Genomic DNA, 22,139 nt, shown 5'->3' on the forward strand with positions numbered 1-22,139 from the left:
GGCAGCGGGGTCGCCTTTCTTTGGGGTACTTTTCTTTGGCGAAGCAAAGAACAAGTACCTCGGCCGCCGGGCCGAGACCCGGCCTCCGAACTCAGCAAAAGAACAGAAGCAACCACAGCCACCAAGAGCTGTGAAGCTTCAAGAAAAGAATTAGCCCACCGTATCCCGGCTAACCCCAGCCGTCTGGCTGAACCCACCATCCACATACGTGATCTCAGCCGTCATCCCGCTGGCCAGATCCGACAGCAAAAACGCCGCCACATTGCCCACGTCCTCAATGGTCACATTGCGGCGCAGAGGGGACGAGTCCGCCACCATCGACAGCAGCTTGCCAAAGTCCTTGATCCCGCTCGCAGCCAGCGTCTTGATCGGCCCGGCGCTGATGCCGTTCACGCGCATGCCTTTGGGGCCCAGGGCTTCGGCCAGGTAGCGCACGCTGGCTTCCAGGCTGGCCTTGGCCAAGCCCATGGTGTTGTAGTTGGGGATGGTGCGCAGGGCACCCAGGTAGCTCAGCGTGATCAGCGAGGACTTCTCGTTGAGGTAGGGCAGGGCCGACTTGGCCATGGCCGGGAAGCTGTAGGCGCTGATGTCGTGCGCAATGCGGAACGACTCGCGCGACAGGCCTTCCAGAAAATCGCCGGCAATCGCTTCGCGCGGGGCAAAGCCGATGCTGTGCACGAAGCCATCGAACTTGGGCCACACCTGGGCCAGGTCGGCGAACATGCGGTCGATCTGCTCGTCGCTGCCCACGTCGCAGTCAAAGATCAGCTTGGAGTCGAACTCGGCCGCGAAGTCGGTGATGCGGTCCTTGAAGCGGTCGCTCACGTAGCTGAAGGCAAGTTCTGCGCCCTGGGCGTGGCAGGCCTTGGCGATGCCGTAGGCGATGGAGCGGTTGGACAGCACGCCGGTGATGAGCAGTTTCTTGCCGGTCAGAAAACCCATGGTTCGTTCTCCTGTGGAATTTTGGGGTAATGCAATCAAATATGCAGGGGTAGCGATGAAGGGCCGGGTTAACCACGCGTATGGATATGCGCCATTCGCTGCAGAGCCGGCCGAACGTAGTGCAGAATTGTCGCATGCGGTCTTGGCTCACTTTTTTGCTGATGGGTTGCTGTGCTGTTCCTGCTGCCTGGGCAGCGCATGGCTATGCACTCTGGGGCGATCTCAAATACCCCGCCGGCTTTGCCCACTTTGACTATGTGAACCCCGATGCACCAAAGGGGGGCGAGCTGCGGTTGGTGAGCAACCTGCGCGTCTCCACATTCGACAAGTACAACCCATTCACCATCAAGGGCAATGCGCCGGCCTATCTGTCCTCGTTGATGTTCGACTCCCTGCTGGCGGGCTCTATGGATGAGACCGCGGCGGGCTATGGCCTGCTGGCCCAGGATGTGGAGGTCGCGGCCGATGGCCTGTCGGCCACCTTCCGCTTGCGCCCCGAGGCACGCTTTCACAATGGCAAGCCCGTTCTGGCTCAGGACGTCAAGCACAGCTACGACACGCTGGTGGGGCCTTTTGCATCGCCGGCCTACAAGACACTGCTGATCGAGGTGGCTGGCATCGACGTGATCGACGACCGCACGGTGCGCTACCGCTTCAAGCAGCCCAACCGGGAGCTTCCCATCACGGTGGGCGGCCTGCCGGTATTCAGCCGCGATTGGGGCGTGGAAAACGGCAAGGCCAAGCCCTTCGACCAAGTGGTCATGGATGTCCCCATCGGCAGCGGCCCGTACAAGATAGGCCCGGTGCGTTTCGGGCGGGACATCACTTATGTGCGTGACCCGCAGTACTGGGCGAAGGACCTGAACGTGCGCAAGGGAACGGCCAATTTCGACCGCATCCTGGTCAAGATCTACAAGGACAACACAGCCCGGCTCGAGGCCTTGAAGGCAGGCGAGTTCGATCTGATGCGCTTTTTCAGTGCGGGGGACTGGGCCCGGCGCGTGAACGGCAAGAAGTTCGACACTGGGGAACTCGTCAAAGGCGAATTCCAGCACAAGCTTCCCGCGGGTTTCCAGAGCTATGTGCTCAATGTGCGCCGCCCCATGCTGCAGGATGTGCGCGTGCGGGAGGCGTTGGGCCTGGCCATCGACTACGAGTGGATGAATCGCCAACTCTTCTGGGGAGCCTACCAGCGGGTCAATGGCCTGTTCGGCAACACCGCCTGCGAGACCAAGGGTTCGCCCTCGCCAGGGGAACTGGCGTTGATGGAGCCTTTCCGCAAGGACATTCCCGCCGCGGCCTTCGGCCCCATGACAGTACCGCCCCGTACAGACGGAAACTCCTCGCTGCGCGACAACCTGCGTCGGGCGAAGGCCTTGCTCAAGGAAGCCGGTTGGGAGGTGCGTGACGGTGCGCTGCGCAACGCCAAGGGCGAGGCCATGGTGTTGGAGTATATGGACAGCAACGAAGGGGGCGTACGCACCATCGCCCCCTGGATGCGTGCGCTGGAAAAGCTGGGCATCACCTTGCGCTTTCGCTCGGTGGACTTCGCGCTGTACCAGCAGCGATTGCAGAAGTTCGAGTTTGACATCACCTCCATTGCCTACCAGGGCACCAACAACCCCGGTCAGGAATTTGCCGACATGTTCGGTAGCGAGGCGGCGGACATGGAGGACTCCGGCAACTTTCCCGGTGTCAAGAACCGCGCCGTCGACGCGATGGTCAAGGCCATGACCTCGGCCAAGACCGAGGCACAGTTGCTGCCCGCCTGCCACGCGCTGGAGCGCATCATCGCGCACAGCCACTACCTGCTGCCCCAGTGGACGGCGGGTACCCACCGCATGGTCTACAACGCATGGCGCCTGGCCCGCCCGACGGCGGTGCCTCCGTACTCTTCCGGCGAGGGATGGGTCATCGACACCTGGTGGGCGCGCAATCCGCCCCAGACCGAGCCGGACAAGAAACAGTAGCCTGTAGCAACCCCCACAGAACACGACGCACCATTCCCCATGCTGGCATACATCCTCAAACGTGTCCTGCTCATGCTGCCCACCCTGTTCGGGGTGCTGCTGCTGACCTTTGTGGTGATCCAGTTCGTACCCGGCGGGCCAGTGGAGCAATACATCGCCGAGTCCAAGGCCGGGGCACAAGGCGCGGGTGGTGCTGAAGGTGGTGGGATCAGCTACCGCGGGTCGCAAGGTGTGGACCCCAAGCGGCTCGAACAGATCAAGGCACTCTACGGCTTCGACAAGCCGGCGCACGAGCGCTTTTTTCAGATGTTGGGCCAGTTCGCCCGCTTTGACCTGGGCAAGAGCTTTTTTCAGAACAAGGACGTCTGGACCCTGATCAAGGAGAAGCTCCCCGTCTCGGTCAGCCTGGGTCTGTGGACCTTCTTCATCAGCTACCTAGTGGCAGTGCCATTGGGCGTGATCAAGGCCGTGCGCGCGGGCTCGCGCTTCGACCTGGTCAGCACCCTGGTCGTGCTGCTGGGCTATGCGATTCCGGGCTTTGTGCTGGGGGTTGCGCTGCTGGTGATCTTCGGCGGTCAACTGCAGTGGTTTCCATTGCGCGAGCTGACCTCGCCCAACTGGGAAGAGTTGTCGTGGGGCGCGCGCATCATCGACTATCTCTGGCACATCACCCTGCCGGTGACGGCTATGGTGGCCGGCAGCTTTGCCGTGACGACCATGCTCACCAAGAACGCCTTCCTCGAAGAGATCCGCAAGCAGTACGTGCTGACGGCATTCGCCAAGGGACTGAGCGACCAGCAGGTTCTGTGGAAGCACGTATTCCGCAATGCGCTGATTCCCATCATCACGGGATTCCCTGCCGCGTTCATTGGCGCCTTCTTCGCCGGCTCGCTGCTCATCGAGACACTTTTCTCGCTCGATGGCCTGGGCCTGCTCAGCTACGAGAGCGTGATCCGCCGCGACTACCCGGTGGTGTTGGGCACGCTCTACCTCTTCACGCTGATCGGCCTGGTCACCAAGCTCGTCAGCGACCTTTGCTATGTGTGGGTCGACCCGCGTGTGAAGTTTGACTGACGAACGCATGAACGCAGTACCTCCGACCAGCCCGACCCCGGTGTCCTCCGGTACGCCCATGGCGGCTCCATCGGCACCGGCCGCCACAACGTCCTCCCCTGTTTCCGTATCTCCTTCGCGCCGGGCCTGGCTGCGCTTCAAGCGCAATCCCCTGGGTTATTGGAGCCTGGTGGTTTTCTGTGTGTTGGTCCTCGTCAGTCTGGGCGCGGAGCTGGTCAGCAACGATAAGCCGCTCATCGTGCACTATGAAGGACAAACCTACTTCCCCATGCTCAAGGACTACCCCGAGAAAACCTTCGGCGGCGACTTTGACACCCCCACTGACTACCTGGACCCATTCATCCAGAAGCGCCTGAGCGAACGCAGCAACTGGGCGCTCTATACCATCAACCGCTACGGTCCGAGCACGATCAACTACTTTGCCAAGGCGCCCAATCCATCGGCGCCAACGGCCGACAACTGGCTGGGTACGGATGACCGGGGGCGCGATCTGGTCGCACAGCTGCTGTATGGCTTTCGCGTGAGCGTGCTGTTTGGTCTGGCGCTCACCGTGACGGGCGTCGTGCTCGGGTTGCTCACCGGGGCCATCCAGGGCTTTTTTGGAGGCAGGACGGACCTGGTCTTCCAGCGCTTCATCGAGATCTGGGGCTCCATGCCGGAACTCTATCTGCTCATCATCTTCAGTGCCGTGTTTGCGCCCAGCATCTCGCTGCTGCTCATCCTGCTTTCCCTGTTCGGCTGGATGGGCCTGTCGGACTATGTGCGCGCCGAGTTCCTGCGCAACCGCCAGCTCGATTACGTGAAGGCGGCGCGGGCGCTGGGGGTCAGCAACACGCAGATCATCTGGCGCCATATCTTGCCCAACAGCCTGACGCCCGTGGTCACTTTCCTGCCGTTTCGCATGAGTGCCGCCATCCTGTCTCTGACTTCGCTCGATTTCCTGGGCCTGGGCGTGCCGCCGGGCACCCCCAGCCTCGGGGAGCTGCTCAACCAGGGTAAGGGCAGCATCGACGCCTGGTGGATCTCGCTGAGCACCTTTGGCGTGCTGGTGGTCACCCTGCTGCTGCTGACCTTCATGGGTGACGCGCTGCGTGATGCCCTGGACCCGCGAAAGGCCGACAAGTGAACGCCGCATCGATTCCAGGCGGGACGCCTGCGGGCCCCTTGCTCGAGGTGCGCGACCTGCACGTCCACTTCGGCCCCAAGGAAGTGGTGCGCGGCGCTAGCTTCACCATCGCCCCCGGCGAAAAGCTCGCCCTGGTGGGCGAGTCCGGCTCGGGCAAGACCATCACCGCACTCAGCCTGCTGCGCCTGGCCGGCGATGCACGGGTGACAGGCCAGGCCCTGCTGCGCGGGCGCGACCTGCTGGCCCTGAGTGAGCGTGAGATGCGCGGCGTGCGCGGCGGCGACATCGCCATGATCTTCCAGGAGCCCATGACGGCGCTGAACCCGCTGATGACCGTGGGCTTGCAGATCGCCGAGATCCTGCAACTCAAGAAGGGCCTCACGGGCGCGCAGTGCGCCCAGGCCGCCATAGAGCTGCTGGCCAAGACCGGCATCCCGGAGCCTGCGCGCCGGGCGAACAGCTTTCCTCACCAGCTCTCGGGCGGGCAGCGCCAGCGCGCCATGATCGCCATGGCCCTGGCCAGCGAGCCGCAGCTGCTGCTGGCCGACGAGCCCACCACGGCGCTCGATGTGACCCTGCGCGGCCAGATCCTGGACCTGCTCAGTGACCTGCAGCGCCAGACCGGCATGGCCGTGCTGCTCATCACGCACGATTTGAACCTGGTGCGCCGCTTTGCCGACCGCGTGGCCGTGATGGAGCAGGGCGTGCTGGTGGAGCAGGGCGCCGTGGCCGAGGTGTTCGGCGCGCCGCAGCATGCCTATACCCGCAAGCTCATGCAAAGCCAGCCGCAGCGCGATGTGGTCGAGGCCGAGGCTGCACCGGGTACGCCGCCCGTGCTGCGGGCCGGCGACCTGCGCGTGGTCTATCCCACACCGCTGCCGGGCCTGCGCGGCTGGTTCAGCAAGGGCGAGTTCGTGGCCGTGCAGGGCGCCAGCCTGGCGTTGCCGCCGGGCCGCACGCTGGGCGTGGTGGGGGAGTCGGGCTCGGGCAAGTCCACGCTGGCCCAGGCCATCCTGGGGCTGCTGCCGCATGGCGGATCGCTTGCCGTGGCGGGGCAGGGCTGGCAGGCCCCGGCCATGCGCAACTCACCGGCCAACCAGCAACTGCGCCGCAAGGTGCAGGTGGTGTTCCAGGACCCGTTCTCGTCGCTGTCGCCGCGCCTCACGGTCGAGGAGATCGTGGGCGAGGGCATGCGCGTGCACGAGCCCACGCTCAGCGTGGCAGAACGCCGCGCACGCGTAGAGACGGCCCTGGCCGAGGTCGGCTTGACCGAGGCGCAGTTCCCCGGCCTGCTGGCGCGCTACCCGCATGAATTCTCGGGCGGCCAGCGCCAGCGCCTGGCCATCGCGCGCGCCCTGATCGTGCAGCCCGAGCTGCTGGTGCTCGACGAGCCCACCAGCGCGCTCGACGTCACCATCCAGCAGCAGGTGCTGCGGCTGCTGCAGCGGCTGCAAAAGGAAAAAGGCCTGGCCTACCTGCTCATCACCCACGACGTGCAGGTCATCCGCGCCATGGCGCACGAAGTGCTGGTGATGAAGGACGGTCAGGTGCTGGAGAGCGGCCCCGTGGGCCAGGTGCTCGACGCGCCACAGCACCCCTACACCCAGCGCCTGGTGGAGTCCGCCGGGCTGGATTGAGGGCCGCGGCTCTCGCCCTGGGATGCCCGCTGCGCGGGAGCCCATTTCTCACGCACCTCATGCACTGCCTGGCAGGCCCCTGCGGCCGCTGGCAGTAGCGGCCTGCCTGCCCGCGCCGGGTCCGGCCATGCATGGCCGGGGCGCATCCCTGCGGCGCAGCCTGTGCCCTGAAGGCATCCGCCCGCCCGAAACCCTCTGCACAAGCACCCTAGCCGAGTGAGCACCCGGCGGGGCAACGGCGCGCTCCCACCGTGCGGGACTGCAGGGTGGGTCTAGGGTTTTTACCTATTTTTTGAGTGACAAACAGGACTATTCTTCCTGTGTGTTTCAAGAATAAATCATTGTTTCATAGGTGAAACAAAAACACAAGCCCCTAGTGAGAATATTTGCAATGACCCTGGCCAATGCTTTCCACCGTGCTCCGCGTGCCCTGCTGCAGGGGCGGCGCATCCTTGTGACCGGTGCCGCGCGCGGCCTGGGCTTTGCCTTTGCCCGTGCGCTGTGCGAGCAGGGGGCGCAGGTGGCCATGGCCGATCTGCGCGAAGAGCTGCTCCTGCAGTCCGTGGCCGCGCTGAAGGCCGATGGCCATGCGGCCATCGGCGCAGTCGTCGACGTCAGCGACCCGGCGGCCATCGAGCGCTGCGCCGCGCAGGCTGTGCGCGAGCTCGGCGGGCTCGATGGCCTGGTCAACAACGCGGCGGTCACCGACTCCGGCGGCCGGGGCATGGACGACATCGAGATCGCCAAGTGGGACCAGGTCATGAACGTCAATGTGCGCGGCACCTGGCTCATGACCCGTGCCTGCCGCGCCGCGCTGCGCGACAGCGGCCGCGGTGCCATCGTCAACCTGGCTTCCGACACGGCCCTGTGGGGCGCCCCCAATCTGCTGGCCTATGTGGCGAGCAAGGGCGCGGTGATCGCCATGACGCACTCGCTGGCGCGCGAGCTGGGCGGCGACCACATCACCGTCAATGCCATCGCCCCGGGCCTGGTGCAGGTCGAGGCCACGCAGTACGTGCCCGAGGCACGGCACCGCCACTACCTGGAGCAGCGCGCCATCCAGCGCGAGCAGATGCCCGAGGACGTGTCGGGCGCGGTGGTCTACGCACTGTCCGACCTGGCCCGCTTCGTCACCGGCCAGGTGCTGGCCGTCAACGGCGGCTTCGTCATGCACTGATTGCCGATTTCCAAAGCCATTTCATCTTTCACAGGAGTCTTTCCCATGAGCGATCTTTCCGAACAGCAGCAACTTCCCAAGAGCTGGGACCAGCCCGAAGGCGCAAGCTTCGCCTCGTGGATGGAGAGCCGGGTCGCGCGCTTTTCCACCCGCAAGTACGACTTCGATGCGCTGAAGTTCCAGGCCGATTTCGATCCCAAGTACCGCCGCGGCCAGATGCGCTACATCGGCACCGGCGGCACCGGTGTGGCCCAGGACAGCAACACCATCCCCGCCGAGCACTTCACCTTCTCCACCATGGTGATCCCGGCCGGCAACGAAGGCCCCTCGCACCTGCACGTCGACGTGGAAGAGGTGTTCTTCCTGATCCGCGGCAAGCTCAAGCTGGTGCTGGAGAAGGACGGCGAGCGCTTCGAGACCATCCTGACCGACCGCGATGTCGTCTCGGTGCCGCCCGGCGTGTACCGCGAGGAGATCAACATCGGCGACGAGGACGCGCTGATGTGCGTGATGCTGGGCGCGAAGAAGCCCATCACGCCGACCTACCCGGCCGACCACCCCCTGGCCAAGATCAAGCGCTGAGCACCGCCATGGCTTGCGTTGCGGCCTCCGCTCTCGACCCTGCCTTGCTGCAGCCCGCGCTGGACCTGCTGGCCCGGCGCTTTGGCGAGCACACCGTGCGCCTGCCCTCTGGTGCGCAGGTGGCGGTGCGCCAGTGCGGTGTGCCGGGCGACCAGCCCAGCGTCGTGCTGCTGCACGGCATCAGCTCGGGTGCGGCCTCGTGGGTCCATGTGGCCACGCGCATCGGCGCTGACGCCCATGTGCTGGCCTGGGATGCGCCGGGCTACGGCGATTCCACACCCCTGGCGGCTGCCGCGCCCAGCGATGCGGACTACGCCGCGCGCCTGCACGAGCTGCTGCAGACCGTCGGTATAGAGCGCTGCGTGCTGGTCGGCCACTCGTTGGGCGCGCTCATGGCCTGCGCCTTTGCGCGCGGCGAGGGGGCAGGGCGTGTGGACCGTGTGCTGCTCATCAGCCCCGCCGCCGGCTACGGCGCACCGGGCCGTGCGGCCGAGCGTGAGCGCGTGCGCAGCGAGCGCCGCCAGTCGCTGCAGGCGCTGGGTGTGGATGGCATGGCCGAGCGCATTCCCGCACGCCTGCTGTCGCCGGCCGCCGATGCGGCGCAGCGCGCCTGGGTGCAGTGGAACACGGCACGCCTGCATCCCGCCGGCTACCTGCAGGCCGTGGAACTGCTGTGCGCCAGCGACCTGGCGGCCCAGCGCCTGGCCATGCCGGTGCAGGTGGCCTGCGGCGATGCAGACGCCGTCACCCCGCCGGCCGCCTGCCGTGCCGTGGCCGAGGCATTGGGGGCGCCCTTCGAAGTCATTGTCGGCGCCGGCCATGCCAGCCCCGTCGAGCAGCCTGATGCCGTGGCGCGCCTGATCCTGCGCGCCGTTCACCAAACCTGCCACTGAGCACCCGCACCATGCCCGAAAAGAACCTTGCCGAAGACGGCGCCAGCGATAAGTACATCGTGCCCGCCCTGGAGCGCGGCCTGCGCCTGCTCGGGGAGTTCAGCCGCGACAGCCGCACGCTGGACGCGCCCGAACTCGCGCGCCGCCTCGACCTGCCGCGCTCCACCGTGTTCCGCCTGCTCAACACGCTCGAATCCATGGGCTTCCTGGAGCGCATCGGTAGCGGCAACGAGTACCGCCTGGGCCTGGCCGTGCTGCGCCTGGGCTTCGAGTACCTCTCCTCGCTGGAGCTGACCGAACTGGGCCAGCCGGTGATTGCACGCCTGTGCGATGCCATCCGCTACCCCTGCAACATCGTGGTGCGCGATGGCCGCTCCATCGTCTATGTGGCCAAGGTCACGCCGCCCACCCCGCTGACCAGCTCGGTGCGCGTGGGCACGCGCCTGCCGGCCCACGCCACGGTGCTGGGCCGCATCCTGCTCGAAGACCTGACCCTGCCCGAACTGCGCGCGCTCTACCCCGAGGAGCACCTCGAGGTGTTCTCCGGCAGCACGCCCAAGACCGTGCTCGATCTCTTCAACATGGTGGAAGTCGACCGCCAGCGCGGCTATGTGCTAGGCGAAGGTTTTTACGAGGCCAGCATTTCCACCATTGCGGCCCCCGTGCGCGACAGCAGCTCGCGCATCATCGCCGCGCTGGGCGCCACCATCCCTTCGGGCCACATCGACGAGAGCCGCCTGGAAGAACTGGTGCAGCGCGTGCGCGCCTCGGCCGACGAACTCTCCGGCCTCCTGAACTACCAGCCACGCGGCGATGCCTCCGACAAGGTCGTTGCACTGCGCCCTCTCTGACCATGATGAACCTCCTGGACCTGACTTCCACCGTCGCCGTCGTCACCGGCGGCTCCTCGGGTATCGGCCTGGCCACCGTGGAGCTGCTGCTGCAAAGCGGCGCCGCCGTGGCCTTCTGCGGCCGCGACGAAAAGCGCCTGCGCGATGCCGAAGCCGGCCTGCGCGCGCGCTTTCCCACAGCGCGCCTGTTTGGGGCTGTCTGCAATGTGCTGGAGGCCGCCGACATGCAGCGCTTCGCCGCAGACACCGAGGCGGCGCTGGGCACGGCCTCCATCCTGGTCAACAATGCCGGCCAGGGGCGCGTGTCGACCTTTGCCGACACCGCCGACCAGGCCTGGACGGAAGAGCTACACCTCAAGTTCTTCTCGGTGATCCATCCCACGCGCGCCTTCCTGCCGCAGCTCAAGCGCAGCGCGTCCGCACCGGGCACCGCCGAGCAGCGCTCGGCCGCTATCGTCTGCGTCAACTCGCTGCTGGCCGAGCAGCCCGAGCCGCACATGGTCGCCACCTCGGCCGCGCGCGCCGGCATCAAGAACCTGGTGCGCTCCATGGCCACCGAATTCGCACCCGCGGGCGTGCGCGTCAACGGCATCCTGGTCGGGCTGATCGAGTCCGGCCAATGGCGCCGCCGCTTCGAGGCGCGCGAGAACCGTGCCCTCGACTGGGACGCCTGGACGGGCGAGCTCGCCGCACGCAAACGCATTCCCCTGGGGCGCCTGGGCCTGCCGCAAGAAGCGGCGCGCGCCATCGTCTTCCTTGCCACATCGCTTTCGTCGTACACGACGGGCAGCCACATCGACATATCCGGAGGTCTTTCCCACCATGCCTGAGAACCACAACCACCCCATGACGGTCGGCGCCGCCATCGCCGCCTTCCTCGAAGAATGCGGCGTCAAGGCTGCCTTCGGCGTGATTTCCATCCACAACATGCCCATCCTCGACGCCTTCAACGAGCGCGGCAAGATCCGCTTCGTCATGGCGCGCGGCGAGGCCGGTGGCACCAACATGGCCGATGCCTATGCCCGCACCACGGGCGGCCTGGGTGTCTGCCTCACGAGCACCGGCACCGCCGCGGGCAACGCCGCCGGCGCGATGGTGGAGGCCCTGACGGCTGGCACGCCGCTGCTGCACCTCACGGGCCAGATCGAGACCCAGTACCTGGACCAGAGCCTGTCCTACATCCACGAGGCGCCGGATCAGCTGGCGATGCTGCAGTCCGTCTCCAAGGCCGCCTTCCGCGTGCGCAGCGCCGAGACTGCGCTGAGCACCATCAAGCTCGCCGTGCAGACCGCACTGACCGCGCCCACCGGCCCCGTCAGCGTCGAGATCCCGATCGACATCCAGGCGGCGCTGATCTCTGCGCCGACCGACCTGCAGCCGCTGCCGGTGGCGCCCGCCGTGCCGTCGGCGCGTGCGCTGGACGAACTGGCCGAGCGCCTGGCCAAGGCGCGCCGCCCGCTGCTGTGGCTGGGCGGTGGTGCACGCCATGCCGGGGCCGCCGTCGCCCGCCTGATGGCACTGGGCGTGGGCGTAGTCACCAGCACCCAGGGCCGGGGCATCGTGCCCGAGGACGATGCGCGCTCGCTCGGCGCCTACAACCTGCACAAGCCGGTCGAGAACTTCTACCAGACCTGCGATGCGATGCTGGTCGTCGGCTCGCGCCTGCGCGGCAACGAGACGCTGAAGTACGAGCTCAAGCTGCCGCGCCCGCTGTACCGGGTCGATGCCGACCCGGCCAGCGAAGGCCGCTGCTATGCCACCGACTACTTCGTGGCGGGCGATGCGCAACTCGTGCTCGAAGGCCTGGCCGACCGCCTGCAAGGGCGCCTGTCCATCGACCCCGGCTTCATGCCCGAGCTGCGTGCCGCCCGTGCCGCCGCCGAGAAATCTCTGCTCGACGGCCTGGGCCCCTATGCCGAGCTGGTGCAGCAGCTGCAGCAGGCCGCCGGCCGCAACTTCAACTGGGTGCGCGACGTGACGGTGTCCAACAGCACCTGGGGCAACCGCCAGCTGCACATCTTCGATCCGCGCGCCGGGGTGCACGCCCTGGGCGGCGGCATCGGCCAGGGCCTGGCCATGGGCGTGGGGGCTGCCGTGGGCGCGGCGGTCACGGCCTCGGGCCGCAAGACGCTGTGCCTCTCGGGCGACGGCGGTTTCATCCTGAACCTGGGCGAGCTGGCCACGGCCGTGCAGGAGAAGGCCAACGTGGTCTTCGTGCTCATGAACGACCAGCGCTACGGCGTGATCCAGAACATCCAGGACGCGCAGTACGGCGGCCGCCGCTGCTATGTGGACCTGCACACGCCCGACTACGCGCAGCTGTGCGCCGCGCTGCAGCTGGGCCACGTGCGGGTGAGCCAGCTCGCCGACCTGGCCGCGGGCCTGGACAAGGCCCTGGCCGCCAGCGGCCCCTTCATCCTGGAGATCGACATGCTCTCCATCGGCAGCTTCAAGACCGCCTTTGCCGGCCCGCCGACCAAGGTCGCGGCGGCGGTGGCCTGAGGAGACGCCACGCCATGCTCAGAATTGCCCTGATCGGCTGCGGTGCCATCGGTGCCAGCGTGCTGGAGCTGCTGCACGGCGACCCGCGCATCGCGGTCGACTGCATCGTCGCGCCAGCGGCCGCCCATGCGCAGGCCCAGGCCGTGGCGGCGCGCTGGGCACCCCAGGCCCGCGTGTGCGAGGCGCTCGACGGTGCAGTACCGGACCTGGTGGTCGAGTGCGCCGGCCACGGCGCGGTGGCCGAGCACGTGCTGCCGGCGCTCGCGCGCGGCATCCCCTGCGTGGTGGTCTCCATCGGCGCCCTGGGTGCGCCCGGCATGGCGCAGGCGCTGGAGCAGGCCGCCGCAGGCGGCAACACACAGGTGCAATTGCTCTCGGGGGCCATCGGCGGCATCGACGCGCTGGCCGCAGCCCGCGTGGGCGGGCTCGACACGGTGGTCTACACCGGCCGCAAGCCGCCCCTGGCCTGGACCGGCACGCCGGCTCAGGAGGTCTGCGACCTCGCCGGGCTGACCAGCGCGCACTGCATCTTCCGCGGCAGTGCCGAAGAGGCGGCCCGGCTTTACCCGAAGAACGCCAACGTCGCGGCCACCCTGGCGTTCGCAGGCCTGGGCCTGCAGCGCACCGAGGTGCAGCTCTTCGCCGACCCGGCCGTGGGCGAGAACGTCCACCACGTCGAGGCGCGCGGCGCCTTCGGCAGCTTCGAGCTGACGATGCGCGGCAAGCCGCTGGCGGCCAACCCCAAGACCTCCGCGCTGACCGTCTACAGCGTGGTCCGCGCCCTGCACAACCGCAGCCGTGCGCTGTCGATCTAAGGAATTCCACAATGCCGCTCACCACTGAATCCCAAGAGCTGCTGCCCATCAACATCGGCGGCGAGATGCGCCTGGGCGGCGGCGACGAATCCGCCACGCTGTACCCGGCCACCGGCGAGGTCGTGGCGCGGCTGCGCGCACCCAGCCTGGCCGATGTCGACGAGGCCATCGTGCGCGCCGACCACGCCTTTCGCACCAGCGGCTGGGCGCAGAAAAAGCCGCACGAGCGGGCCGCGGTGCTGCACCGCGTGGCCGCACTGATCCGCGAGCGTGCCGAGCCCCTGGCCCAGCGCCAGCGCCTGGACAACGGCAAGCCCATCACCGAGACGCGCAACCTGGTGGCCAGCGCCGCGGCAACCTTCCAGTTCTTCGCCAGCGCCTGCGAGACGCTGGAGGAGACCCTCACGCCCTCGCGCGGCGACTTCATGACCATGAGCGTGTACGAGCCCATGGGCGTGGTGGCCGCCATCACGCCGTGGAACTCGCCCATCGCCAGCGAGGCGCAGAAGGTTGCGCCGGCCCTGGCCGCCGGCAACGCCGTGGTCATCAAGCCGGCAGAAGCCACGCCGCTGATGGCGCTGGAGCTGGCCGCACTCTGCGAGGAGGCCGGCGTGCCGCGCGGGCTCCTCAGCGTGCTGCCCGGCCGCGGCTCGGTGATCGGCGACGCCATCACCAAGCACCCGCTGGTCAAGCGCGTGTCCTTCACCGGCGGCACCAGCACCGGCAAGCACATCGCCCACATCGCGGCCGACAAGATGATGCCGGTCTCGCTCGAGCTGGGCGGCAAGTCGGCCACCATGGTGCTCGAAGACGCCGACCTGGACCATGCGGTCAACGGCGTGCTCTACGGCATCTTCAGCTCCTCGGGCGAGTCCTGCATCGCCGGCTCGCGCCTGTTCGTGGCGCGCTCGCTGTACGCGCCGTTCATGGAGCGCCTGAGCGCGCGCGCCGCCGCGCTGCGGGTCGGCGACCCGGCCGATGAGCGCACGCAGATGGGCCCGCTGATCACCGCCCGGCACCGCGAATCGATCGAGCGCTATGTGGACCTGGGCCTGTCTGAAGGTGCGCGGGTGCGCACCGGCGGCGCCCGGCCCGAGGGTGCGCTGTACGAGCGCGGCTACTACTACCGCCCGACCATCCTGGAAGGCGTGAAGAACAGCGACCAGATCTGCCAGCAGGAGATCTTCGGTCCGGTGCTCGTGGCCATGCCCTTCGATGGCGAAGAAGAGCTCATCGCACAGGCCAACGACAGCGTCTACGCGCTGGCCGCCGGCATCTGGACGCGCGACTACAAGTGCGCCTGGCGCATCGGCCGCGCGGTGCAGGCCGGCACGGTGTGGATCAACACCTACAAGCAGTTCTCCATCTCCACGCCTTTCGGCGGCTGGCGCGACAGTGGCCTGGGCCGCGAGAAGGGGCGCCTGGGAATCCTGCAGTACATGGAGCAAAAGAGCCTGTACTGGGGCCTGAACGAACAGCCCCTGGCCTGGGCCAACTGAACAAGGGAGCCATGACATGAGCGTACTGGGCATCGACGAAATCACCTACGGCGCGGACGACCTGCCGACCTGCCGCCGCTTCTTCCTCGACTGGGGCCTGGCCCTGGTCGCGGAAGAAGCCGACCAGCTCGTCTTCGAGACGCTGAACGGTTGCCGCGTGATCGTGGCCGCAAGCACCCGCACCGGCCTGCCGCCCGCGATGGAAAGCGGCCCGACGCTGCGCGAGGTGGTCTGGGGTGTGCAGAGCGAGGCCGACTTGGCGCAGTACGCCGAGTCCATCCGCTGGCAGCCGGGCTTCACGGTGGGGGCAGGGCGCATCGGCTGCACCGACCCGAACGGCCTGTCGGTGCGCCTGCAGGTCACGCGCAAGCGCGACATCGACGTGCAAAGCGCCGACTACAACACCTGGAACCGCAAGGGCCGCGTGAACCGGGCCAGCCCCGCCTACGAGCGGGCCACGCCGATCGAGGTCGGCCATGTGGTGTTCTTCGTGAAGGACGTGGCGGCCTGCGAGCGCTTCTATGTGCAGCACTTCGGCTTTGCCGCATCCGACCGCTACCCGGGCCGCGGTGCCTTCCTGCGCTGCGCGCCCGATGGCGGCCACCACGACATCTTCCTGCTGCAGCGCCCCGCGGGCGACTCCGCGCTGAACCACGTGGCCTTCACCGTGCGCGACATCCACGAGGTGTTCGGCGGCGGCATGCACATCTCGCGCTGCGGCTGGGAGACCCAGCTCGGCCCGGGCCGGCACCCGATCTCGTCGGCCTATTTCTGGTACTTCCGCAACCCGGCCGGCGCGCTGGTGGAGTACTACGCCGACGAAGACCAGCTCACCGCCGACTGGGAGCCGCGCGAGTTCGAGCCCGGCCCCACGGTGTTCGCCGAATGGGCCATCGAAGGCGGCATCGACGGCAACACGCGCCGGCAGAAGAGCGCCGAAGCGCCCAAGGGCCAGTTCATCACCGACCGCAAGTAAGCAGACAAGCAGGCAGACAAGGCAGGCACCCACCATGCAACGACCCACCTTCCTTCGCCAGGCCCTGGCCGGCGCCGTCTGTGCACTGCTGCTGGCGCCCGCGCTCGCGCAGGGCTCGGACGCCGAGCGGCAGCTCGCTTCTCAGGCCTTCAGCATCGTCGCGCCGTTCCCGCCCGGTGGGCCGGTGGACACGCTCTCGCGCATCCTGGCCACCGGCCTCACGGCACGCTACAAGCAGCCCGCCGTGGTGGACAACCGCACGGGCGCCAGCGGCAACATCGGCATCGAGCTGGTCAAGCGCGCCGCGCCCACGGGCCACACCCTGCTCGTGGTGCCGCAGGGCAACCTCACCATCAACCCCACGCTGATGCCCCGCCTCGGCTACACGGTGGACGGCGACTTTGCGCCCGTGTCCTCGCTGGCCAAGGCGGCCAACGTGATCGCGGTGAACCCGGCCGTGCCGGCCAAAACCATTGCCGAGCTGGTGGCGCTGTCCAAGGCCAAGCCCGACAGCATCAGCTATGCCTCGCCCGGCGTGGGCAGCAGCCTGCACCTGGCGGGCGAGCTGTTCCGCCAGCAGAGCGGGGCGGACATCCTGCATGTGGCCTACAAGGGCACGGGTCCGGGCCTCAACGACGTGCTCGGCGGCACCGTGCCCATGATCATCGGCAACATGCCCTCGGTGCTGCCCCACATCCAATCGGGCAAGCTGCGCGCCCTGGCCGTGACCGACCCGGCTCGCGCGTCCGAGCTGCCCGATGTGCCCACGCTGGCCGAGGCCGGGGTGCAAGGCGTGGCGCTGTCCTCCTGGTACGGCGTGATGGCCCCCAAGGGCACGCCGGCCCCGGTTGTCGAGCAACTGGCTCGCGACATCGCGCAGATCTTCAGCGAACCCGCCGTCAAGGCCCAGCTGCAAAAGCAGGGCATGGGCGTGTGGCTCACCTCGGGCGCTGCCTTCGGCGAGCTGATCCGCAAGGAGACCGCGGTCTGGGCGCCCATCATCAAGGCGCGAAAGATCGAGGCGCAATAAAGAACCGTTTCACCCCCTCCGATGGCGCGCAGCTTCGCGCCGGACCGACTGCAACCTCAAGGACTTCCCACCATGAAAATCACACGTCGCCAGGCGCTTGCCATGGCTGTTTCTCTCGGTACCGCAGCCTGCGCCGGCACTGCCTGGGCCCAGGCCTACCCGAGCAAGCCCATCACCCTCATCGTGGCCTACCCGGCCGGTGGCGACACCGACGCCATGGCGCGCCTGTATGCCGAAAAGCTCGGCACGCGCCTGGGCCAGCCGGTGATCGTGGACAACAAGCCCGGCGCCAGCGGCACCATCGGCACCGCCTATGTGGCCAAGGCGCCTGCGGACGGCTACACGCTGCTGCTGGCACCCAGCACCGTTTCGATCGCGCAGCTGGTGCTCAAGACCGGTGCGGGCGCGAGCTACGACGTCATCAACGGCCTCACGCCCATCGTGCAGACGGGCGTGCAGCCCCTGTTCGTGGCCGCCAACACCGAGACCGGCGGCAAGGACCTCAAGGACCTGGTCGCCAAGGCTAAGAGCAAGACCCTGTCCTATGCCAGCCCGGGCAGCGGCTCGCCCATGCACATCCTGGGCGAGATGTTCAACCAGTCCGCGGGCGTGAAGCTCTCGCACGTACCCTACCGCGGCGTCGCGCCCGCGGTGAACGACGTGCTGGGCGGCCATGTGCCTGTCACCTTCATGACCCTGGGGCCGGTCGCCCCCCACTTCGCATCCGGCAAGGTGGCCGCGCTGGCCGTGGCCGACGCGCAGCGCTCGCCCCTGGCGCCCAACGTGCCGACCCTGGCCGAGCTCGGCTACAAGGGCGTGGAGGTGGGCGCCTGGCAAGGCCTGTTCGGCCCCAAGGACCTGCCGGCCGACATCGTGAAGACCCTCAACGGCCACTTCAACGAGATCCTGAAGATGCCCGACGTGCAATCCAAGATGGCCGTGTTCGGCGCATTGCCCGGCGGCGGCGATGCCACGCGGCTGGCCAAGAGCAATGCGGGCGACTACGCCCGCTTCGGAAAAATCATCAAGGACTTCGGCATCCAGGCCGACTGAGCCACGGCGCCACAGCACCAGTGAGCGCCGAACCGACCGCACAAGGAGAGACCCCCATGACCACCACCGAACGCTACCTCGAACCGCACCAGGCCCGCACGCGCCTGCCCACCATGTTCGAAGACCTGCTGGGCGACGCCATCGAGCGCGCCTTCGGCGAAGGCGCCTACACGCTGCCCGAACTCGTGGCCTACCTCAACCGCACCGGCCCGGCGAGCGAGAACGGTGCCGCCTGGACCGAAGAGAACTTCCAGGCCCTGATGGCCCGCCTGGGCCACTGAAAAAAGCGCCACGAGACCACAGACCCCCAGGAGTCCCCATGAACAAGACCATTTCCTTCGCCAAGGACCCGGTCGACGCCTTGCTGCGCGACGGGCTGAAGAACCTCTGGCATCCCATCTGCCCCTCGGGCTTCATCGGCGAGCGCCCCGTCTCGCTGCGCCGCCTGGGCAAAAAGATCGCCCTGTGGCGCGACGCCGCCGGCACCCTGCATGCGCTGGAAGACCATTGCCCGCACCGCGGCGCGCCGCTGTCGCAGGGCATGGTGCTGGGCGATCGCCTGGCCTGCCCGTACCACGGCGTGGAAGTGCGCTGCGACGGCACCGTGACCAAGGTGCCCGGCAGCCCCGGCTGCAAGCTCGAAGGCTCGCGCGCGGCGCTGGCCTTCCATGTGCAGGAGGCCTACGGCGCGGTGTTCCTCTACAACAGCGACACCAACATCGACACGCCCCCGCCGATGACCCTGCCCGAAGAGCTGAGCGCGCCCGACTACTCGCACTTTCTCTGCTACGCCGAGTGGAAGGGCGACTACCGCTACGCCATCGACAACGTGATGGATCCGATGCACGGCACCTTCCTGCACAAGCAGTCGCATTCGATGGCCGAAGGCGACAGCACGGCCACCTTCCAGATCCGCGACACCGATTCCGGCTTCGTCTTCGAGAAGGTGGGCCAGCGCGGCGTGAACTTTGACTGGACGGAGTGGGGCGACACCGGCGTGCACTGGATGCGCCTGGAGATTCCCTACCCCAAGACCGGCGGCCCCGGCGGCAACTTCGCCATCATCGCCTGCGCCACGCCCATCAACGAGGGCCTGTGCAGCGTGTTCTTCTGGCGCTGTCGCAAGGTCAGCGCCTGGCAGCGCGACACCTGGCGCTTTCTCTACCGCAACCGACTCGAAGCGCGCCACTGGGCCGTGCTGGAGCAGGACCGCGTGATGCTTGAGCAGATGGAGCCCGACGCCAACCAGAACGAGCACCTGTACCAGCACGACATCGGCCTGGTGCGCCTGCGCCGCCACCTGCGCAAGCTGGCCACCGAGCAACTGGAAGCCGCTACCGTGCCGGCCTGAGCGCACGCAGACGCGCCATGCCCCGGGAGCCATTGCCATGAGTATCTTGAACGCCTTTGTCCACACCCTGCGCTTCGAGGCCGACGATGTGATCAGCATCGAACTGCGCCCCGTGCGCGGCGGCGAACCGTTTCCGGCCTTCGACGCCGGCGCGCACATCGACCTGCACCTGCCCAACGGCATGGTGCGCAACTACTCGCTGTGCAACGCCAGCGAGGAGCGCGGTCGCTATGTCATCGGTGTGCTGCGCGACCGCGCCAGCCGCGGCGGCTCGCGCTGCGTGCACGAGCAGCTGCGCGTGGGCATGCGGCTGCCCATCTCGGCGCCGCGCAACAACTTCGCGCTGCACGAAGAGGCCGCGCACACGGTGCTGGTCGCGGGGGGCATCGGCATCACGCCCATCCTGTGCATGGCGCGCCGCCTCAAGGTGCTGGGCCGCTCGGTCGAGGTGATGTACTTCGCCCGTTCGCGCGAAAGCGCCGCCTTCGTGGCCGAACTCGAGGCGCTCGGTGTGCCGCTGCACCTGCACTTCGACAGTGAGCAGGGCGGGCCGCCGGACCTGCGCGCGCTGCTGCAGCGGCGCGCGCCCGATGCGCAGACGCACCACTACGCCTGCGGCCCCACGGTGATGCTGGACGCCTTCGAGAAGCTGTGTGCCGAGCTCGGGCACGAGAACGCGCACATCGAGCGTTTTGCCGCCGTCGAGGTGGCCGCCTCGTCCGATGCGCGCGCCACCTACACCGTGGAGCTGCGCAAGAGCGGCCGAACCATCACCATCACACCCGAGAAGTCGCTGCTCGACACCCTGCTCGATGCCGGCATCGCGGTGGAATACAGCTGCAGCGAAGGCGTGTGCGGAACCTGCGAGACGCGCGTGCTGGCCGGTGAGCCGGACCACCGCGACTCGGTGCTCAGTGCCAAGGAGCGCGCCTCGAACAAGGCCATGATGGTCTGCGTCTCTGGCTGCAAGAGCGAATCGCTGGCCCTCGACCTGTGATGCGCCGCTGACGACGCAGCCCCGAATTTCCCCCGGACGGGCTTTGGGGGAGGCCGCCGCATCTTCGGCTGTTCGCTCCCGTCCTCCCTTCGACCTCAGAAACACATGACCGGCGAACCTGCCGGAGGAGAGAACGCATGCACCAAAAAACCTGGATCGCGCTGGCCGTGCTGGCCACCGCAGGCGCCGCCTCGGCCCAGTCTTCCGTCACCCTGTTCGGCGTGCTCGACGTCGGCGTGGCGCACGTGACGGGCGAGGGCGTCTCGCGCACCGGCCTGTCCACCGGCGGCGCCAACATCAGCCGCCTGGGCTTTCGCGGTACCGAAGACCTGGGCGGCGGCCTGGCCGCGGGCTTCTGGCTCGAAGCCGGGCTGGACGTGGACTCGGGCTCGGGCAAGACCAGCGGCGCCCTGGCCTTCAACCGCCGCGCCACGGTCAGCCTGTCGGGCCCCTTCGGCGAGGTGCGCCTGGGCCGTGACGATGCCGCGACCTTCCTGAACACGCTGATCTTCGATCCCTTCCTGACCAATGGCGTGGGCGGCACCAACGCCTTCATCATGCTGGGCGCACCGATCCAGGTCAGCAATGCGGTGGGCTACTTTTTGCCGCGCGAGCTGGGCGGCTTCTACGGCCAGGTGCAGTATGCGTTCGGCGAACAGCCCTCCAACGCCGACAACTCCAAGCAGGGCAACTATGCCGGCGCGCGCGTGGGCTACCGCACGGGGCCTTTCAACGCCTCGCTGGCCGCCGGCAGCCTCAAGGGCGCCACCGGGGCGGAGGACGTGAAGGCCCGCAATGCCGGCGTTTCCTACGACTTCGGCGTGGTCCGGCCCATGCTGCTCTGGGCCTCGGAGAAGAAGGGCGCAGTGAAGATCACGGCCATCGAACTGGGCGCCACGGCCCCGTTGGGCAATGGCGAGCTGCGTGCCCAGGTCAGCCATTACAGCACCCAGCCCGGCAGTGCCGACTGGCACAAGCTCGCCCTGGGTTACGGCTACCACTTCTCCAAGCGCACCCAGGTCTATGGCGCCGTTGCGCGGCTGAAGAACGACTCAGGGGCCCAGCGGTCCATCGGCCTGCAGGGGCTGGCGGCGACGGGCACCACGCTGGGCGGCAGCTCCAGCGGCTACGAGATCGGGATCCGCCACAACTTCTGATACGGATTCGCCTTCAACCGTCCAACGTCGTTGGTTCGCCTTGCCGTGCTACAGCACTGTCTGCGGCTTCCCGCCCAGTGACACGGTCGAATGCGATTCCGTATGAGGCCGAAGGCCCGGCGCTCAGGCGTAGGTATCGACCTGCGATCCCAGGCCCGCCGCCGCGCCGTTGGCCTGGGCCTCCGTCTTGGCACGTTGCTCGCGTGCGGCCTGGGCCGCCGCCTCGGCCTTGCGCGCCTGGGCATCTTGCTGCTCTTGCTGGCGTGCGCGCTGGATGGCGGTGATCTGTGCCTGCACCATCTGGATCTGCGCCTGCAGCAGCTTGACCTTGTCCTGCTTGGCCTTGGCATCCAGGTCGGACGTGGCCACATTCTTGAGTTCGTCGGTCAGCTCGCGCAACTGCTTTTGCAGCTTGGCGATCTCGCTGCCTCCGCCCCCGCTGGACGACGACACCTTGCCTGCCGATGACGAAGATGAAACTTGCATGCCCCCTTATCGGCCAGCGGG

At 67.7% G+C, this 22,139-nt stretch carries 21 protein-coding genes; 19 read left to right on the forward strand and 2 right to left on the reverse strand.

The window, feature by feature from the left end:
- Window positions 1–150: 150 nt before the first annotated feature.
- Window positions 151–942 carry an enoyl-ACP reductase FabI gene (gene fabI / locus AC3WOH_RS11665; protein ID WP_492229496.1) on the reverse strand — a complete coding sequence of 264 codons (792 nt, stop codon included), beginning with the start codon at window positions 940–942 and terminating at the stop codon, window positions 151–153.
- Window positions 943–1,076: 134 nt separating this feature from the next.
- On the opposite strand from fabI, the gene AC3WOH_RS11670 reads away from it, so the two are divergent.
- The 19 genes from AC3WOH_RS11670 (at window position 1,077) to AC3WOH_RS11760 (ending at window position 21,632) form a co-directional block, all read left to right on the forward strand.
- Window positions 1,077–2,912 carry an extracellular solute-binding protein gene (locus AC3WOH_RS11670; protein WP_492229497.1) on the forward strand — a complete coding sequence of 612 codons (1,836 nt, stop codon included), beginning with the start codon at window positions 1,077–1,079 and terminating at the stop codon, window positions 2,910–2,912.
- Between the two features lie 39 nt (window positions 2,913–2,951).
- Window positions 2,952–3,986, forward strand: a complete 1,035-nt coding sequence (locus AC3WOH_RS11675) for a microcin C ABC transporter permease YejB (protein ID WP_492229498.1) — start codon at window positions 2,952–2,954, stop codon at window positions 3,984–3,986.
- A gap of 58 nt (window positions 3,987–4,044) precedes the next feature.
- The gene (locus AC3WOH_RS11680; RefSeq protein WP_492229612.1) at window positions 4,045–5,112 is read left to right on the forward strand and encodes an ABC transporter permease; all 1,068 of its coding nucleotides are present in this window, start codon (window positions 4,045–4,047) and stop codon (window positions 5,110–5,112) included.
- Window positions 5,109–6,749 carry an ABC transporter ATP-binding protein gene (locus tag AC3WOH_RS11685; protein ID WP_492229499.1) on the forward strand — a complete coding sequence of 547 codons (1,641 nt, stop codon included), beginning with the start codon at window positions 5,109–5,111 and terminating at the stop codon, window positions 6,747–6,749. The genes AC3WOH_RS11680 and AC3WOH_RS11685 overlap by 4 nt, the downstream gene beginning before the upstream one ends.
- Before the next feature lie 391 nt (window positions 6,750–7,140).
- On the forward strand, window positions 7,141–7,926 hold the full coding sequence (locus AC3WOH_RS11690) for an SDR family oxidoreductase (RefSeq protein WP_492229500.1): 786 nt from the start codon (window positions 7,141–7,143) through the stop codon (window positions 7,924–7,926).
- Window positions 7,927–7,971: 45 nt separating this feature from the next.
- Window positions 7,972–8,508 carry a cupin domain-containing protein gene (locus tag AC3WOH_RS11695; protein WP_184864574.1) on the forward strand — a complete coding sequence of 179 codons (537 nt, stop codon included), beginning with the start codon at window positions 7,972–7,974 and terminating at the stop codon, window positions 8,506–8,508.
- Between the two features lie 8 nt (window positions 8,509–8,516).
- The gene (locus AC3WOH_RS11700; protein WP_492229501.1) at window positions 8,517–9,401 is read left to right on the forward strand and encodes an alpha/beta fold hydrolase; all 885 of its coding nucleotides are present in this window, start codon (window positions 8,517–8,519) and stop codon (window positions 9,399–9,401) included.
- Between the two features lie 11 nt (window positions 9,402–9,412).
- Complete coding sequence (locus AC3WOH_RS11705; RefSeq protein ID WP_492229502.1) at window positions 9,413–10,252, forward strand: IclR family transcriptional regulator; 840 nt, start codon at window positions 9,413–9,415, stop codon at window positions 10,250–10,252.
- 5 nt (window positions 10,253–10,257) lie between these two features.
- Window positions 10,258–11,082 (forward strand): SDR family oxidoreductase, encoded by an 825-nt coding sequence (locus AC3WOH_RS11710; RefSeq protein WP_492229613.1) that lies wholly within the window; start codon window positions 10,258–10,260, stop codon window positions 11,080–11,082.
- The gene (locus AC3WOH_RS11715; protein ID WP_492229503.1) at window positions 11,075–12,754 is read left to right on the forward strand and encodes a thiamine pyrophosphate-binding protein; all 1,680 of its coding nucleotides are present in this window, start codon (window positions 11,075–11,077) and stop codon (window positions 12,752–12,754) included. The genes AC3WOH_RS11710 and AC3WOH_RS11715 overlap by 8 nt, the downstream gene beginning before the upstream one ends.
- A gap of 14 nt (window positions 12,755–12,768) precedes the next feature.
- Window positions 12,769–13,569 carry an aspartate dehydrogenase gene (locus tag AC3WOH_RS11720; RefSeq protein WP_492229504.1) on the forward strand — a complete coding sequence of 267 codons (801 nt, stop codon included), beginning with the start codon at window positions 12,769–12,771 and terminating at the stop codon, window positions 13,567–13,569.
- An 11-nt stretch (window positions 13,570–13,580) separates the two neighbouring features.
- Entirely contained in the window at window positions 13,581–15,068 is a 1,488-nt protein-coding gene (locus AC3WOH_RS11725) for an aldehyde dehydrogenase (RefSeq protein ID WP_492229505.1), read from the forward strand.
- Window positions 15,069–15,084: 16 nt separating this feature from the next.
- Entirely contained in the window at window positions 15,085–16,044 is a 960-nt protein-coding gene (locus AC3WOH_RS11730; protein WP_492229506.1) for a VOC family protein, read from the forward strand.
- 34 nt (window positions 16,045–16,078) lie between these two features.
- On the forward strand, window positions 16,079–17,074 hold the full coding sequence (locus tag AC3WOH_RS11735) for a Bug family tripartite tricarboxylate transporter substrate binding protein (protein ID WP_492229507.1): 996 nt from the start codon (window positions 16,079–16,081) through the stop codon (window positions 17,072–17,074).
- Between the two features lie 72 nt (window positions 17,075–17,146).
- Window positions 17,147–18,127, forward strand: coding sequence for a Bug family tripartite tricarboxylate transporter substrate binding protein (locus tag AC3WOH_RS11740; protein ID WP_492229508.1), 981 nt, complete (start codon window positions 17,147–17,149; stop codon window positions 18,125–18,127).
- Window positions 18,128–18,183: 56 nt separating this feature from the next.
- Window positions 18,184–18,408 (forward strand): recombinase-like helix-turn-helix domain-containing protein, encoded by a 225-nt coding sequence (locus tag AC3WOH_RS11745; protein ID WP_492229509.1) that lies wholly within the window; start codon window positions 18,184–18,186, stop codon window positions 18,406–18,408.
- A 38-nt stretch (window positions 18,409–18,446) separates the two neighbouring features.
- Window positions 18,447–19,478: a Rieske 2Fe-2S domain-containing protein gene (locus AC3WOH_RS11750; protein ID WP_492229510.1), complete on the forward strand. Its 1,032-nt coding sequence runs from the start codon at window positions 18,447–18,449 to the stop codon at window positions 19,476–19,478.
- A gap of 37 nt (window positions 19,479–19,515) precedes the next feature.
- A complete protein-coding gene (locus AC3WOH_RS11755; protein WP_492229511.1) occupies window positions 19,516–20,475 on the forward strand; it encodes a PDR/VanB family oxidoreductase in 960 nt (319 codons plus the stop codon).
- Between the two features lie 137 nt (window positions 20,476–20,612).
- Window positions 20,613–21,632 (forward strand): porin, encoded by a 1,020-nt coding sequence (locus AC3WOH_RS11760; RefSeq protein ID WP_492229512.1) that lies wholly within the window; start codon window positions 20,613–20,615, stop codon window positions 21,630–21,632.
- A 123-nt stretch (window positions 21,633–21,755) separates the two neighbouring features.
- Here the strand turns inward: AC3WOH_RS11760 and AC3WOH_RS11765 are convergent, their stop codons facing one another.
- Window positions 21,756–22,118 (reverse strand): FlxA-like family protein, encoded by a 363-nt coding sequence (locus tag AC3WOH_RS11765; protein ID WP_492229513.1) that lies wholly within the window; start codon window positions 22,116–22,118, stop codon window positions 21,756–21,758.
- Window positions 22,119–22,139 lie beyond the last annotated feature (21 nt).

This window comes from Acidovorax sp. FW305-C-20-28 (assembly GCF_058783375.1).

Excerpts from the sequence above, each read along its gene's own strand:
- fabI (WP_492229496.1), bottom strand. The coding sequence starts at position 942 with ATGGGTTTTCTGACCGGCAAGAAACTGCTCATCACCGGCGTGCTGTCC.
- AC3WOH_RS11670 (WP_492229497.1), top strand. The coding sequence starts at position 1,077 with ATGCGGTCTTGGCTCACTTTTTTGCTGATGGGTTGCTGTGCTGTTCCT.
- AC3WOH_RS11675 (WP_492229498.1), top strand. The coding sequence starts at position 2,952 with ATGCTGGCATACATCCTCAAACGTGTCCTGCTCATGCTGCCCACCCTG.
- AC3WOH_RS11680 (WP_492229612.1), top strand. The coding sequence starts at position 4,045 with ATGGCGGCTCCATCGGCACCGGCCGCCACAACGTCCTCCCCTGTTTCC.
- AC3WOH_RS11690 (WP_492229500.1), top strand. The coding sequence starts at position 7,141 with ATGACCCTGGCCAATGCTTTCCACCGTGCTCCGCGTGCCCTGCTGCAG.
- AC3WOH_RS11695 (WP_184864574.1), top strand. The coding sequence starts at position 7,972 with ATGAGCGATCTTTCCGAACAGCAGCAACTTCCCAAGAGCTGGGACCAG.
- AC3WOH_RS11700 (WP_492229501.1), top strand. The coding sequence starts at position 8,517 with ATGGCTTGCGTTGCGGCCTCCGCTCTCGACCCTGCCTTGCTGCAGCCC.
- AC3WOH_RS11705 (WP_492229502.1), top strand. The coding sequence starts at position 9,413 with ATGCCCGAAAAGAACCTTGCCGAAGACGGCGCCAGCGATAAGTACATC.
- AC3WOH_RS11710 (WP_492229613.1), top strand. The coding sequence starts at position 10,258 with ATGAACCTCCTGGACCTGACTTCCACCGTCGCCGTCGTCACCGGCGGC.
- AC3WOH_RS11715 (WP_492229503.1), top strand. The coding sequence starts at position 11,075 with ATGCCTGAGAACCACAACCACCCCATGACGGTCGGCGCCGCCATCGCC.
- AC3WOH_RS11720 (WP_492229504.1), top strand. The coding sequence starts at position 12,769 with ATGCTCAGAATTGCCCTGATCGGCTGCGGTGCCATCGGTGCCAGCGTG.
- AC3WOH_RS11725 (WP_492229505.1), top strand. The coding sequence starts at position 13,581 with ATGCCGCTCACCACTGAATCCCAAGAGCTGCTGCCCATCAACATCGGC.
- AC3WOH_RS11730 (WP_492229506.1), top strand. The coding sequence starts at position 15,085 with ATGAGCGTACTGGGCATCGACGAAATCACCTACGGCGCGGACGACCTG.
- AC3WOH_RS11735 (WP_492229507.1), top strand. The coding sequence starts at position 16,079 with ATGCAACGACCCACCTTCCTTCGCCAGGCCCTGGCCGGCGCCGTCTGT.
- AC3WOH_RS11740 (WP_492229508.1), top strand. The coding sequence starts at position 17,147 with ATGAAAATCACACGTCGCCAGGCGCTTGCCATGGCTGTTTCTCTCGGT.
- AC3WOH_RS11745 (WP_492229509.1), top strand. The coding sequence starts at position 18,184 with ATGACCACCACCGAACGCTACCTCGAACCGCACCAGGCCCGCACGCGC.
- AC3WOH_RS11750 (WP_492229510.1), top strand. The coding sequence starts at position 18,447 with ATGAACAAGACCATTTCCTTCGCCAAGGACCCGGTCGACGCCTTGCTG.
- AC3WOH_RS11755 (WP_492229511.1), top strand. The coding sequence starts at position 19,516 with ATGAGTATCTTGAACGCCTTTGTCCACACCCTGCGCTTCGAGGCCGAC.
- AC3WOH_RS11760 (WP_492229512.1), top strand. The coding sequence starts at position 20,613 with ATGCACCAAAAAACCTGGATCGCGCTGGCCGTGCTGGCCACCGCAGGC.
- AC3WOH_RS11765 (WP_492229513.1), bottom strand. The coding sequence starts at position 22,118 with ATGCAAGTTTCATCTTCGTCATCGGCAGGCAAGGTGTCGTCGTCCAGC.